General features: G+C 63.7%; 11 protein-coding genes. 9 read left to right on the top strand and 2 right to left on the bottom strand.

Going from position 1 to position 14,747, the window contains the following annotated elements; translation table 11 throughout:
- Nucleotides 1–642, top strand: a complete 642-nt coding sequence (locus VWZ81_RS17235; protein WP_416543178.1) for an SDR family oxidoreductase — start codon at nucleotides 1–3, stop codon at nucleotides 640–642.
- Between the two features lie 113 nt (nucleotides 643–755).
- Here VWZ81_RS17235 and VWZ81_RS17230 read toward each other — a convergent pair whose 3' ends face one another.
- Entirely contained in the window at nucleotides 756–2,546 is a 1,791-nt protein-coding gene (locus VWZ81_RS17230) for a serine protease (protein ID WP_416543179.1), read from the bottom strand.
- 258 nt (nucleotides 2,547–2,804) lie between these two features.
- On the opposite strand from VWZ81_RS17230, the gene VWZ81_RS17225 reads away from it, so the two are divergent.
- From VWZ81_RS17225 to glmM, 8 genes are all read left to right on the top strand, one after another.
- A complete protein-coding gene (locus tag VWZ81_RS17225; RefSeq protein WP_416543180.1) occupies nucleotides 2,805–3,734 on the top strand; it encodes a glycine--tRNA ligase subunit alpha in 930 nt (309 codons plus the stop codon).
- A 32-nt stretch (nucleotides 3,735–3,766) separates the two neighbouring features.
- On the top strand, nucleotides 3,767–4,300 hold the full coding sequence (locus VWZ81_RS17220; RefSeq protein ID WP_416535782.1) for a DUF6446 family protein: 534 nt from the start codon (nucleotides 3,767–3,769) through the stop codon (nucleotides 4,298–4,300).
- A 145-nt stretch (nucleotides 4,301–4,445) separates the two neighbouring features.
- Nucleotides 4,446–6,674, top strand: coding sequence for a glycine--tRNA ligase subunit beta (gene glyS / locus VWZ81_RS17215; protein ID WP_416539341.1), 2,229 nt, complete (start codon nucleotides 4,446–4,448; stop codon nucleotides 6,672–6,674).
- 194 nt (nucleotides 6,675–6,868) lie between these two features.
- Nucleotides 6,869–9,448, top strand: coding sequence for a putative PEP-binding protein (locus VWZ81_RS17210; protein WP_416535784.1), 2,580 nt, complete (start codon nucleotides 6,869–6,871; stop codon nucleotides 9,446–9,448).
- A gap of 135 nt (nucleotides 9,449–9,583) precedes the next feature.
- Complete coding sequence (locus VWZ81_RS17205; protein ID WP_340546285.1) at nucleotides 9,584–10,267, top strand: cell wall hydrolase; 684 nt, start codon at nucleotides 9,584–9,586, stop codon at nucleotides 10,265–10,267.
- A gap of 150 nt (nucleotides 10,268–10,417) precedes the next feature.
- Nucleotides 10,418–11,338, top strand: a complete 921-nt coding sequence (locus tag VWZ81_RS17200) for a dihydroneopterin aldolase (protein WP_340544682.1) — start codon at nucleotides 10,418–10,420, stop codon at nucleotides 11,336–11,338.
- Nucleotides 11,335–12,330, top strand: a complete 996-nt coding sequence (gene folP, locus VWZ81_RS17195) for a dihydropteroate synthase (protein ID WP_416543181.1) — start codon at nucleotides 11,335–11,337, stop codon at nucleotides 12,328–12,330. The genes VWZ81_RS17200 and folP overlap by 4 nt, the downstream gene beginning before the upstream one ends.
- A 21-nt stretch (nucleotides 12,331–12,351) precedes the next feature.
- Nucleotides 12,352–13,698, top strand: coding sequence for a phosphoglucosamine mutase (gene glmM / locus VWZ81_RS17190; protein WP_416535785.1), 1,347 nt, complete (start codon nucleotides 12,352–12,354; stop codon nucleotides 13,696–13,698).
- Between the two features lie 117 nt (nucleotides 13,699–13,815).
- Here glmM and VWZ81_RS17185 read toward each other — a convergent pair whose 3' ends face one another.
- A complete protein-coding gene (locus VWZ81_RS17185; RefSeq protein WP_416543182.1) occupies nucleotides 13,816–14,733 on the bottom strand; it encodes a DMT family transporter in 918 nt (305 codons plus the stop codon).
- Between the last annotated feature and the right edge of the window lie 14 nt (nucleotides 14,734–14,747).

The raw sequence follows: 14,747 nt of genomic DNA, 5'->3' as shown, positions 1-14,747 counted from the left end.
ATGCATGTCGTCGTGACAGGAACCAGCCGGGGCATTGGCCGCGAATTGGTCGCGAAGCTGCGGGAGGATGGTCACGAGGTGACTGGCACGTCGCGCGATCATTCCTCCGGTGTGCGGCTGGATGTGACCGATCCCGGCCAGCAGGCGCGGTTTGCCGCCCAGCTGAAGGGGCGACCGGTTGACCTGCTGGTGTGCAACGCCGGTGTCTATCTCGATAAATCAATGGCGCTGGAGGATTACTCTGCCGAGGTCTGGGGCAAGACGCTGGCCGCCAATGTCACTGGGGTCTTTTTGACGGTGCAGGCGCTGTTGCCGAACCTGCGGCTGGCGGCGGATCCGAAGATCGCGATCATTTCGTCACAGATGGCGAGCCATTCCCGTGCGCCCGGCGGCAGCTATGCCTATCGCGCGTCAAAGGCGGCAGCGCTCAATATCGGGCGCAATCTGGCGACGGATCTGCTGCCGGAGGGCATCGCCGTCGGGATCTATCATCCGGGCTGGGTGCGGACGGATATGGGCGGTGAAGAGGGCGACATCTCGGTGCAGGAATCCGTCGCCGGGCTGCTGCATGAGTTTGACGTGCTGAGCACGGAAACCACGGGCTGTTTTCACACCTGGGATGGCCGTATCCACGCCTATTGAGCGTGCGAGTGAAGACCGGCTGAACAGATCGGCGCGGAAACGAATAAGGCCGGAGCATTCGCTCCGGCCTTTTTGGGTTTGCAAAGCCCCGCAGGGCGGTGGCTGGCCGTGGCTCAGTCCCAGCAGCTGACCAGAACGGTCATGCCGCTGGCCTGACGGGTCAGCGCCCCGACCGGCAAGGCGGTCGCCTCAGCGCTGGCGTCAGAGGCGGTGACCCCGGCGCTGCTCAGGGCGGCGCGCAGGGTATCGGCATTTGCCGCAAAACTGACCCCTTCTGGCAGCTGGGTGGCGCCTTTGGTCTGGCTCAGCAACATGCCCTGCACGGCGCCATCGGTGGTCAGCACCGGGCCGCCCGCATCGCCCGGCTGGCTGCTGAGTTGCAGACGCGAGACACCGGGGTTGCCGGACAGATCCTTTACATCCTGCAAGCTGCCCCAGCTGAGGCTGGGGGCGCCGAGGACGCCCTCGTAAGAGAAGCCGGAAACCGCGATATCGGACTGAAGCCGGGCGGAGGCGCTGGCCAGTTTGGCGACGGCCATCGGGGCCAGCGCCTCAACCGGGCGCAGCACGGCGATGCCGGTGGCGGTGTCGGTATAGGCGACCTCGGCCTGGTAGTCGTGATCCAGTGTCACCCGGGTGCAGCCTGCAACCACATCGGCGGTGGTCGCCACGCTGCCCTTGGCATCGACATAGAAGCCGGAGCGCGACAGGCGCGGCTTGCGCACGTCAAGGCCCGAGATCAGATCGACATTCTGCGGGGCATCGGCACCGGCGGCGGGATCCAGAACGCCGTCGATGCGTTCGAAGCTGGCCGACATCGCTGCCAGCACGCGGGCGCGCCGCTCGTCGTCACCGGTCGGCCAGACCAGCGTGAAGCCCTTGATTTCGCCATTGGCGAGCCGGGCCTCGGTATAGGAGACGATGCCATTGCCGCGGCCTTCCAGGGTGAAGCTGTCGCCGCTGCGCTGGCGCGGACCGTCCAGAGGGACGATCTCCAGCGTCTGCATGATGTCGTAGAGACCGTAGAGCGTGCGCCGGTCACCGGGCTGACTGATCAGCAGCAGCTGCGCGCCAAGATCGCCGCTGCTCTTGAACAGGGCAAAGGGAGATTCGTAGCGATCGAAGGTCACTTCACCTGCGGGGATCTGCATCGAAATCCCGGCTTTGGTATCGGTGAGGGGGGCCATGCCAACCGAAATCAGCGGCGCGTTATATTCATCCATCAGCGCCTGACGCTGGGCGGTGGTCAGCACACCGGTGGGCGCGTAGCCGCGGGCCGACTGCCAGTCCGACATGGAGCCACGCGTGCCGCGACCAAAGGCGCCGTCGATGGTGGAAGTATAGAAACCGGCGGCCTTGAGCGCGGTTTGCAGATCCATGCGTTCTTCGCGGGTGAGACGGGATTCGCTGCGGCGCGCCTCAGCCGGGGTCTCATCGGGGAGCACGGTTTCGACCGGTTCCGCAGGGGCCTGGGTCACCACTGCGGGGTCGATCGGCTCCAGAACCGGGCTTTCGACGGTGGCCTGCGGCTCGGTATTGGCGGTGGCGGCTGTCGGGTAGAACTGATTGCCGAGGTTGCTGCTTAACGCGATGAAGCTGTCGCGCGGGATCTGCCGTTCGGCGCGGTAGACCTGAAGCACCCGGTCGGCATCGCTGCGGGTATAGGGGCCAAGCAGAATGCCATACCAGCCACCGCCAAGCGAGAAGCCGGAGACATCGGGCAGCCGCGCGGCAAATTCCTGCGCTTCGGCCTGGGCTTCGCGCAGGGAGGCGCGGGCGGCAACCTGGATCCAGACCGTCTCCTGCGCGGATTGTTGGGTGCCGGTCTGGGCGGTGGCAACACCTGTAAAGGCGGATGCCAGCGCCATCAGGGACAGTGCCAGCGTAGCAATCAAACTCTTCATCAAAAGGCCTCTATCGGGGTGATCGGTCGTTGGCGCGCACATAACCACTTTCGCGCCGCGAAGGGAACTCCTCTTCGCAGGGGGAAAACCCGGCGGATGGCGCCAAATTCGGCTGATGTGGCCTCAGGGACGCGCTGGAGGGCGGGGGCTGCGTGTTTCAGCCGGGCCGGAGCCGCTGAGGCTGCGATGCGCCGTTGACCCTGCGCCGGGGCTTGCATAGGAAGAACCCCGGATTTGCTGCCCCCATAGGGAAGAAACATGACCGACATCAAAGGCGCTCCGCGCTCGTTCCAAGAGATCATTCTGCGGCTTCAGACGTACTGGGCCTCCAAAGGCTGTGCCATTATGCAGCCCTACGACATGGAAGTCGGCGCGGGCACCTTTCACCCCGCGACCACGCTGCGCGCGCTGGGCAGCAAGGCCTGGGCGGCCGCCTATGTGCAGCCGTCGCGCCGTCCGACCGATGGCCGCTATGGTGAGAACCCGAACCGGTTGCAGCACTACTACCAGTATCAGGTGCTGATCAAACCCTCGCCGCCGAACCTGCAGGAGCTGTATCTGGGCAGCCTCGAGGCGATCGGCGTCGATATGGACATGCACGACATTCGTTTTGTCGAGGACGACTGGGAAAGCCCGACGCTCGGCGCTTGGGGCCTGGGCTGGGAGGTCTGGTGCGACGGCATGGAAGTCAGCCAATTCACCTATTTCCAGCAGGTCGGCGGCTACGATTGTCACCCGGTATCGGGCGAGCTGACCTATGGTCTGGAACGTCTGGCGATGTATATTCTGGGCGTCGATCACGTGATGGACATGCCGTTCAACGACCCGGACGCGCTGATCCCGCTGAGCTATGGCGATGTGTTCAAGCAGACCGAGGAAGAATACGCCCGCTGGAACTTTGACGTGGCCAATACCGAGGTACTGCTGCGCCATTTCGAGGAGGCCGAGGCCGAATGCGCCGCGATCCTCGCGCAGGAGCATATCGACCCCAAGACCGGCAAACGCATCATCATGGCCCATCCGGCCTATGACCAGTGCATCAAGGCCAGCCATGTCTTCAACCTGCTCGATGCGCGCGGCGTCATTTCCGTCACCGAGCGGCAGGCCTATATCGGCCGGGTGCGCGCGCTGGCCAAGCAATGCGCCGATGCCTTTGTGCAGACCGAAGCCGGCGGTCACGCAGCGTAACCCGAGGCTGATTGCCAATAGGAGTCCAAGGTATGGGCAAGTTCCTTTCGCTGATCCTGATCTGCTCCGGCCTCGCGGCTGGGGCGGCGATGTATTACCTGCAGGTCTACGGCTTTTACGAGGATGTCGAGCTGGAGCCGGGCAAGGACGTGATGCTGACGCCGCTTGGTGGTGGCGCGGCGCTGCCGATCCGCTACAGTGGCTTTGAGGCGATCGACGCGGAGAGTTCTCCCATTCGCTATCGCGCCTGTTTCGCTACCGATCTGAAGCCCGAAGAGCTGGCGCAACTGTTTGTGCTGTCGGATCAGAAAGAGCCGCGCAATGCGCCGGGCTGGTTTGACTGTTTTGATGCCGAAGCCATTGGCCAGGCGCTGGCCGAGGGACGCGCCGAGAGCTTTTTGTCGGTCAAGAATATCTCTTACGGGGTGGACCGTATCGTAGCGATCACCGACGCAGGGCGCGGCTATGTCTGGCATGAGCTGAACGATTGCGGCCAGAAAGCCTATGACGGCACGGTTGTGGGCGAGGAATGCCCGCCCCGGCCAGAGGCGGTCGGAGGCGAATGATGCTTGCCTTTCTGAAGAGTACCGCCCCTCTGGGGCGGCGCAATAGCGCCACCCCGCGGGACGGCGCAGCCCTTCGTTCAGAAGCGGCTCCGTTCCGTCAACACGTATTTTCCGCGCCGCGCGCGGCCATCCGTAAGGACATCTGATGCCTGATCTTCTGATTGAACTGTTTTCCGAGGAAATTCCGGCCCGTATGCAGGCGCGTGCGGCCGAGGATCTGAAAAAGCGCGTGACCGATGGTCTGGTCGAAGCGGGGCTGACCTATGCCGGTGCCCATGCGCTATCGACGCCGCGCCGTCTGACGCTGGCGCTTGAGGGGCTGCTGGAGCACTCCCCGACAGTGCGCGAGGAGCGCAAGGGGCCGAAAGTGGGCGCGCCGGACAAGGCCATCGAAGGCTTCCTGCGCGGTGCCGGCCTCACACGCGAGCAGCTGGAAGAGCGCGACACCCCGAAGGGCGCAGTCTATTTTGCGCTGATCGAAAAGCCGGGGCGCCCGGCGGCAGAGATCATTGCAGAGGTGCTGGAAGACACCATCCGCAATTTCCCCTGGCCGAAGTCCATGCGCTGGGGATCGGGCGCCCTGCGCTGGGTGCGCCCGCTGCATTCGATCCTCTGTCTCCTGTCCAAGGAGGATGGCGCCGAGGTTGTGCCGCTGGATATCGACGGAATTGCATCGGGCAAGACCACATTTGGCCACCGTTTCATGGCGCCGGATCAGATCACCGTATCCAGCTTTGACGATTATGCCGCCAAGCTGAAGCGGGCGCATGTGGTGCTGGATCCGGCCGAGCGGGAAGCGGCCATCTGGCAGGAGGCCACCAATCAGGCCTTTGCCAGCGGGTTGGAGGTTGTCGAGGACAAGGGTCTTCTGGCCGAGGTCGCTGGTCTGGTGGAATGGCCGGTGGTGCTGATGGGCGCCATCGACGATGAATTCCTGGCGCTGCCGCCGGAGGTCTTGCAGACCTCGATGAAGGAACATCAGAAGTTTTTCTCGGTGCGCAATCCGAAGACCGGGCGGATCGAGAAGTTCATCACCGTCGCCAACCGCGAGACCGCCGACAATGGCGCGACCATCCTGGCCGGCAACCAAAAAGTTCTGTCGGCACGGCTGGCGGATGCGAAGTTCTTCTGGGAGAATGATCTGCGCACGGTGACCGAGCAGGGGTTTGAGCCCTGGGTTGCGAAGCTGGGCAATGTGACCTTCCACAACAAGCTGGGCACGCAGGCGGCGCGGATTGACCGTATTGCCGCGCTGGCCCGCGAGATCGCGCCGGTTGTCGGCGCCGATGCCGATCTGGCAGAGCAGGCCGCACGGGTGGCAAAGGCCGATCTGAGTTCCGAAATGGTCTATGAGTTCCCGGAATTGCAGGGCCTGATGGGGCGCTACTACGCGGAGGCGGCTGGCCTGCCGCAAGAGGTGGCCAATGCCTGCGAGGCGCATTATTCGCCGCTTGGCCCGTCGGATGATGTGCCTTCCGAGCCGGTCTCGGTTGCCGTGGCGCTGGCCGATAAACTGGACACGCTGACCGGGTTCTGGGCGATTGATGAAAAACCCACCGGCTCCAAAGACCCCTTTGCCCTGCGCCGTGCTGCGCTGGGGGTGATCCGGCTGGTGCTGGACAATGATGTGCGGATGCGGCTGGACGGGGCAATTGATGCCCATCTGCTGCGCCATGAAATGGCCCAGAACGGTGGTGACCCGGTTGCTACGGGGCTGATGCAGGACATGCTGAACGAGATCGCCGATCACGGTGTCTTTGGTTCTGCTGTGCGCACGGTGCTGGATGCCTTTGACGGGGATCTGCCCAAACATATCGAGCGGCTGAAGACGCAGCTGCCGGATGTGTCGCGTGACCTCCTCTCCTTCTTCCACGACCGGCTCAAGGTGTTCCTGCGTGATCAGGGCATCCGTCATGACGTGATCGACGCCTGCATCGCGATGGAGGCCAACGATGACCTCACGCTGCTGGTGAAACGCGCCCGTGCGCTGGAGGAGTTCATGGCCTCCGAGGATGGCGAGAACCTGTTGCAGGGCTTCAAACGGGCCAACAATATCCTGGCGCAGGCCGAGGAGAAGGATGGCGTAGAATATTCCTACGGCGCGGATAAGAAATTCGCCGAGGATGACAGCGAAGTGGCCCTGTTCGATGCGCTTGCGCAGAGCGAGGGGGCGATCTCTTCGGCCATCGAGGCCGAAGATTTCGCGGCTGCCATGGGCAGCATGGCCGCATTGCGCGCCCCGGTGGATGCGTTTTTTGAAGCGGTGCAGGTCAATTCCGACAATGAGGTGGTGCGCCGCAACCGCCTGAACCTGCTGAGCCAGATCCGCAAGGTCTGCGGGCAGGTCGCCGATCTGACCCGGATCGAGGGCTGAGACCCCCGCAGGGCCGCGATCTGACCGCGCAGTCCGCGCAGTCCGGGCAGGCAAAACAACGAGAAACCGGGGTGATCGCAGGGTCGTCCCGGTTTTCTCCTTTTGGTCCACGTGCTTTTCCTTGCGGGAATGGACGACAGGGCTATGCTGCATAGCAAAGGAAAGGCGCCGCAGTGCAGAAAAATGATCGAGACATGGCTCGTGCCCCACAGGATGAGACGCCGGATTTTGTGCTGATCACGCCGGTGGCGCCCATTGCCAATCACACCCATGGCGGGCGGGCGAAATGCCTGCAACGTCTGGTGCGGTTGGATCTGCCGGTGCCGCGCACCGTGGCGCTGTCGTTTCAGGCGGTGCACGGGATCGCCCAGGGCGAGATGCCCGATATGGCGGCGATTGTTGACGCCTTTCCGTCGGATGCGCTGCTCTGTGTGCGCCCGTCGTCACAGGATCCCGATTGGGGCGGCCCCGGTGCGATCCTCAACATCGGCATGAATGATGCGCGCTATGTCGACCTTTGCGACAGTCTTGGGCGCGACGGGGCGGCGGCCTTGTATCTGCGGTTTGTGCAGTCTTATGCGGTGCATGTGGCGCGGCTGGACCCGGATGTCTTTGACGATGTGGAGGACGGTGGGCCGGATGCGCTGAGCGAGGTTCTGCACGCCTATGAGGCGGAGACCGATGAGCCGTTTCCACAGGATCCGGCGGAGCAGCTGGCGGCGGTGTTGCGGTCGATGGCGCGGGCCTGGGAAGGCACTTCGGCCCGGCTGTTGCGGCAGGCCAAGGGCGCGCCTGCGGATGCGGGGTTGGGTCTGGTGGTGCAGGAGATGGTGCCGGGCTTTGGTCAGGGCGAATGCGGTTCGGGTGTGTTGCAGCTGGTCAATACCAAGACCGGTGAGCCTCAGATCACTGGGCGGTACCTGAGCCAGAGCCAGGGGCGCGATGCGCTCGGGGCGGGGGCCGAGGCGCTGTATCTGGAGCGTGACCCGCGCGGGCCATCGCTGGAGGAATCGGCGCCCGAGGCCTTTGCCGATCTGAAATCCCATGCCCGGCTGATGCGACAGCGTCTGCGCGAAGAGATGCAGGTGGAATTCGTGATCGTGAGCGGCGCGGTGCATATCCTGGACGGGGTGCGGGTCACCCGGTCGGCACAGGCGGCGGTGCGGATCGCGGTGGCGCTGGCCGAGGATGGCATTATCCCGCGGCAGGAAGCGGTGATGCGGGTCGACGCGCATATTCTGACCGAGCTGCTGCACCGGCAGGTGGCGCCGGGGGCGACCCGTGATGTGATCGGAAAGGGCATTGCCGCCAGCCCCGGTGCTGCCACCGGGCGGCTGGTGTTTACCGCTGCGGAGGCGCAGGCCAGTGCGGCGCGCGGTGAGCCCTGCATTCTGGTGCGGCGCGAAACCTCGCCCGAGGATGTGCGGGGTATGCACGCGGCGGTCGGGGTGCTGACGGAGCGCGGCGGGATCACCAGCCATGCGGCGGTGATCGGTCGCGGCCTCGGGCTGCCATGTATCGTCGGGGCCTCTAACCTGAAGTTCCACAGTCGGCGCAAGCAGCTGGTGGCCCAGGGCGACCGGGTGTTCAGCCGTGGCGATATCATCACCATCGACGGCAGCAGCGGCGAGGTGCTGGCGGGCGAGCCGGAGATGCTGGAGGCGGCGGAGGACGGCGCCTTTCAGACCCTTCTCACCTGGGCCGATGAGGTGCGCGATATCGACATCCGCGCCAATGCCGACACGCCGGAGGATGCCGAGACCGCGCGCAAGTTCAACGCGCAGGGGATCGGCCTGTGCCGGACCGAGCATATGTTCTTTGATCCCGGCCGGTTGACGGTGATGCGGGAGATGATCTTTGCCGAGACCTCGGAGGGGCGGGCTGCGGTGCTGGCGCGGTTGCTGCCGATGCAGCGGGAGGATTTCTTTGCGCTGTTTCGCATCATGGAAGGGCTGCCGGTCTGTATTCGGCTGTTCGACCCGCCGCTGCATGAATTCCTGCCGACCTCCAAAACCGGGCAGCGGGAGCTTTCGGAAGCCTTGGGTATCCCGGTGAGCGATGTGACCCGCCGGGTCGAGGAGATGGAGGAATACAACCCGATGCTGGGCCTGCGCGGCGTGCGGCTGGGGGTGACGGTGCCGGAAATCTACGACATGCAGGCACGGGCGATTTTCGAGGCCACTCTGGATGCCTCCAAGGAGGGCGATCCGGTGGTGCCGGAGATCATGATCCCGCTGGTCTCGGCCAAACGTGAGGTGGAGCTGGTGAAGGCGCGCATTGATGCCGTCGCGCTGGCGGTGAAGGCCGAGCGTGGCGAGGATTTCACCTATCGTCTGGGGGTCATGGTGGAGACCCCGCGTGCGGCCCTGCGCGCGGGTGAGATTTCGCCGCATACGTCGTTCCTCAGCTTCGGGACCAACGACCTTACCCAGATGACCTATGGCATGTCGCGGGACGATGCGGGGCGGTTTATGTCGGCCTATGTCAATCAGGGCGTCTTTCCAGAGGATCCTTTCCACGTGCTGGATACAGACGGGGTCGGCGAGCTGCTGAAACTGGGGGTTCAGCGGGGTCGTGCAGAGAACCCGCAGATCACGCTGTCGATCTGTGGCGAGCATGGCGGCAACCCCGAATCGATTGCGTTCTGTCGCGAAGCCGGGTTCGATTACGTCTCCTGTTCCCCGTTTCGGGTGCCCGTTGCACGGCTTGCTGCGGCGCAATTGGCGATTTCCAGCCAAACCGGAGATTCACCACGAGAATCTCTAAAATCGTAAAGAAAACAAGGGGCTTTCGCAGGGGCAGCAGAAAGCAGCGGATTGGCGCTTAACCAAGGGGCAGCGGGGTGCGCTGTCCCGTCGCTGGACGTTTGGAGGGATTTCCACTAGGAGGTGCGATCGCGTGACGTTGGGATGGCCGTGCGCGATCTGTCTAGTGGGGATGCCCTTATGAAGATTCTGACTGTAGCTGCCGTGTTTGCTGCCGCCTTGGCAGCGGCCAAAGATGTATATGCGGATTCCGGTTTGGACGCGCTGTTCGAACGTGAGCAATCCACCCTGAACGCCGTGCCGACCGGGCGTTTGAACAATTTCTTCAACTTCAACCGCTCGGCCAAGAAGGCCAAGGCGACCGAAGTGAAATTCACCAAGGCATGGCTGGACACCATTCCGGCCGCCAAGGGGGGCGAGAATTTTGCCTGCCTCGCCGAAGCGCTGTATTTCGAGGCGCGCGGTGAAACCGTGAAGGGCCAGTTCGCCGTTGCCGAGGTGATTATGAACCGCGTGAAATCCTCGCAGTTCCCTGACAGCCTGTGCGGCGTGATCAACCAGGGGACCGGGCGCAAGTATCAGTGCCAGTTCACCTACACCTGCGACGGCCATAAGGAAGTGATCCGCGAGAAAACCGCGTTTGAGCGGGTCTCCAAAGTGGCCCGTCTGGTGATGGATGGGGCGATCACCGGGATCACCGATGGCGCGACCTATTACCATACCACAGCGGTGCGTCCGCGCTGGAGCAAGAGCTTCACCAAGACCGCGCGGATCGGCGTCCATCTCTTTTACCGCGATGATCGTTTTCGGACTGCGCTCAACAACTAAGGCGTGTCAGGGGCGGGTGCTTGCCGTGGTTGAAACCCTGGCAGCGCCGTTTTCGGCCACTGGTATGGCGCATGAAGGCCTGTTATGCGGGCGCGGCATGTTTATGCTGGAACCTCACCGCCAGATAGCCAGTTCAGGGGCTCGACCGTCATGTCTTCAGAAATTCGTCTCGCATTTGCGCATCCTTCCGAACGGTCGGAGGCCACTGCAGCGCGCGGACCGCTGGATCGGATTTCGCTCAGGGATCACATCGTCGAGGTGGAAATCGGCGCCTTTCAGGCAGAACGCGGAACCACCCAGCGTATCTGCTTCAATGTGGTTGTTGAAGTTGCGCCGCTGCCTGCGGATCTGGATGATGATGTCGACCGTATCCTGTCCTATGACCGGGTGACAGAGGCGATTGCGCGTGAGCTGTCCGAAGAACGTCTGAACCTGCTGGAAACCCTGGCGGAGCGCGTGGCCGAGCGGATCCTGCTGGAACCGCAGGCCGTGCGGGCCTTTGTGCGGATTGAGAAACTGGATCGCGGGCCGGGGGCACTGGGTGTGGAAATCGTGCGCGCCCGCAATCAGGTCGCGACTGGTGTCGACAGTGAAGAGCGCCCGCATCCGCGGCTGATGTATTTGTCCAACCGTGCCATCGACAGTGACCACCTGACCGGCTGGATCGACCAGATGCAGTGCCGCAAGCGTCCGTTGATCCTCTGTGTTGGGGCGCATGAGCTGGCCACGCCGCAGACCGGTCACAAATGGACCCAGCGCCGGATTGATCTGCTGGCGATTGAACAGAACGCCTGGCGGCTCGCGGCAAAGGATGATCGCTGCGTCGTCGTTTCGACGCGAACGGAGCTGGACTGGGCCATGAAAAACGGGCAGATTTGCGTCTGGGCACCGTCAAAAATTGTTTTGGATGCGGTAGATGGCCCTTCGGCGGCGCCCTCTGACGCGGTGGCGCTGGCTGCCTGGTTCGCCGCCACATTCGAGGCCGGCGAGATGATCGTGATTGGCGCCGCACTGCCTGGCAATCCGGGGGTGCCGCTGCGCGCCGTGGATGTGGAGCAGACCCAACTGTGAGTTATTACCGACCGCTGGTACAACACGGGGACAATCGCCCCGAGGGAGCGTTGTCGCTGATCAGTGGCGGGCTCTGGTTTACCCAGGTGGAAGTGCTGGAGCGCGGCGCGCCACCGCGGCTGATGCCTGCCGGTCTGCTGCCCGAGGATGTGCGCCACCGGCTGACGGCGCGGCGGGCAACGATTGCCGGGCTGGATATGACGCAGCCGCAGATCATGGGCATCCTGAATGTGACCCCTGACAGTTTCTCCGATGGCGGGCAGCATGATGAGGTCAGCGCCGCCTGTGCGGCGGCTTTGCAGATGGTTGCCGACGGGGCAAGCATCATCGACGTTGGCGGAGAATCCACCCGCCCCGGTGCCGCGCTGGTCCCCGAAGATGAGGAGATCCGCCGCACCGCTCCGGTGATTGAAGCGATCCGCGCCCGTTCGCAGGTGCCGATCTCCATTGATACGCGCAAGGCGGTCGTTCTGGCCGAGGCGCTGGACGCCGGAGCGAGCCTGACCAACGACGTGTCGGGATTTACCTTTGATCCGGCTCTGGCACCCTTGACTGCGCAGGCCGGGGTTCCTGCTTGTATCATGCACGCCCAGGGCGACCCGGCGACGATGCAGGAAGATCCGACCTATGAGAACGTCCTGCTGGATGTCTATGATTTCCTGAAGGGGCAGATCGACCGGCTGGAAGATATCGGGGTGGTGCGGGAACAGATCGTGGTTGATCCGGGCATCGGGTTTGGCAAGACGCTGGACCACAATCTGACCCTGTTGCGCAATCTCAGCCTGTTCCATGGGCTGGGCTGTCCAATCCTGCTGGGGGTGTCGCGCAAGGGCTTTATCGGCAAGCTGGGCCATGAGCCGGATGCTGCCGCCCGCGCGCCGGGCTCTATCGCGGTAGGGCTTGCAGCCCTGGCCCAAGGCGTGCAATTCCTGCGGGTGCATGATGTTGCCGAGACGGCGCAGGCGGTTCGCCTGTGGCAGGCCGTCCGATAAGACCCGACCGAAAGGGCTGATATGCGCAAGTTTTTTGGCACGGATGGCGTGCGTGGCACGGCCAATATCCATCCTATGACAGCGGACATGGCGCTGCGCATTGGCGCGGCTGTTGGCCGTTATTTCCGCCGCGACGCCTCCGGGGTGCACCGTGTGGTGATTGGCAAGGACACCCGCCTGTCGGGCTACATGTTCGAAAGCGCGCTGACCGCGGGGCTGACGTCGACCGGTATGAATGTGCTGCTACTTGGCCCGGTGCCGACACCGGCGGTGGGGCTGATGACTCGCTCGATGCGCGCCGATCTTGGCGTAATGATCTCGGCCAGCCACAATCCGGCGGCGGACAATGGAATCAAGTTCTTTGGACCGGATGGTTTCAAACTGTCCGATACCGTCGAAATGGAACTGGAAGCTCTGATCGAGGCCGGTGTCGAACCCGCGCAGGCGCAGAATATCGGGCGTGCGAAACGGATTGATGACGCGCGGTTCCGCTACGGTGAGCGGGTCAAAAGTTCGCTGCCCCGCGATATCCGGCTGGACGGGCTGAAGGTGGTGATTGATTGCGCCAATGGGGCTGCCCACCGGGCTGCGCCGGAAATCCTGTGGGAGCTGGGCGCCGATGTGATACCCGTGGGTGTTTCACCCGATGGCACCAATATCAACCGCGATTGTGGCTCTACTCATCCGGGGACCGCGGCAGAGACCGTTGTGGCCCATGGCGCCCATGTGGGGATCTGTCTTGACGGGGATGCCGACCGGGTGATCCTGATCGACGAGACAGGAAAAGTGGCGGATGGCGATCAGCTGATGGCGCTGCTGGCGACCCGCTGGGCCGAGGATGACCTGCTGTCCGGCAAGGCTCTGGTGGCGACGGTGATGTCCAATCTGGGGCTTGAGCGGCACCTCGACGCCCGCGGGATCGGGCTTGAGCGGACGGCAGTTGGTGATCGCTATGTCGTGGAACGGATGCGCGAAGGCGGCTTCAACCTCGGCGGCGAGCAGTCCGGCCATATTGTCATGTCGGATTACGCCACCACCGGGGACGGGCTGATGGCAGGGCTGCATTTTCTTGCGGAGATGATCCGCTCCGACAGCCCGGCATCGCAGCTGGCGCAGCAGTTCACCCCGGTGCCGCAGCTGCTGAAGAATGTCCGATTTGCCGCCGGGCAGACACCGCTGGAAACAGATCAGGTGCAGAGCGCGATCCAGAGCGCCGAAGCCTCTCTTGCGGGGCAGGGACGTCTGCTGATCCGCAAGTCAGGCACCGAACCGCTGGTTAGGGTCATGGCCGAATGCGAAGATGCTGCCGTGCTGAGAGAGGCGGTGAATAGCGTGGTTGCTGCGGTTGAGGCGGCTGTGGCTGAATAGTCCGGTCGTCGGGTATGCCCTGTGACAGGGCTTGTGACATTACAGGGCTTGTGACAGGCCGATGGACAGCTGAGATGGACCCGCTACCCGTGACCGGGTGGCGGGTTTTGCCTTGTCTCAGGGCCGCAGCTTGCGCGGGGAGCCAAACAATCGCCGCAACGCACCGAACTGGCTGATGCCCAGACCGCCGAGGATCAGGGCCATCGCCAGCAGCATGGAGGGCGGAAGTTCCTCGCCCAGAAATATGGCCCCCAGAACCACCGCCCAGACCGGAACCTGATAGTTGGTCAGTGTCATGAAGGTGGGGCCTGCTTCACGAACGACAATGACCCGCAGCAGATTGGCAGCGGCGGTGGGGATCAGGCCCAGAACCGCTGCAATGCCCAGGGTTTGCATGTCCGGGATCACCGGTGGTCCCTCCAGCAGCCAGGCCGCAGGCAGGGTCACGGCAGAACCGATGATGAGCAGGATGGCGGCCAGCCCCAGCGGATCCACTGGCGGCAGGCGCCGGGTCAGGATGGAGCTGACCGAATAGCAGGCGGCGGCGGACAGGCAGGCGGCCCGGCCATAGCCCTCCAATGCGGCGCCGGTGCTCTGAAACGCCTTGCTGCCGATTAGGACCGCGACCCCGACAAAGCCGATGGAAAACCCGATCAGGCGGCGCAGGGTCATCTGCTCTCCCGGCACAAAGACATGCGCCAAGGGCAGCACCATCAGCGGAATCGCCGCCATGCTGACGCCGGTAAATCCAGAGGAGACATGCTGCTGGCCCCATGAAATCAGCATGAAGGGCAGCGCGGTGCTGAGGACGCCGATGATCATCAGCGATGGCCAGTTGGTCTCATCCTTGAACAGCCTGAACCCGCGCAGGCCCCAGATCGCGGTCAGCAGCAAAGCTGCAAACCCGATGCGGCTGGCCGCGAGCCAGAACGGCGTCGTGCCCGTCAGGGCCAGCTTGATCAGCAGGAATGTCCCACCCCAGACAAAGCCCAGGGCGGCGATCATCAGCCAGTAGCGCGGGGCGATATCGGGCATCGCGATCTCCCTTT

The sequence above is a fragment of the Phaeobacter sp. JH20_34 genome, assembly GCF_048056095.1.
Taxonomy (GTDB): domain Bacteria; phylum Pseudomonadota; class Alphaproteobacteria; order Rhodobacterales; family Rhodobacteraceae; genus Phaeobacter; species Phaeobacter bryozoorum.
The sequence above is the reverse complement of the archived record's forward strand: the minus strand, read 5'-3'. Positions and strand labels throughout refer to the sequence as shown.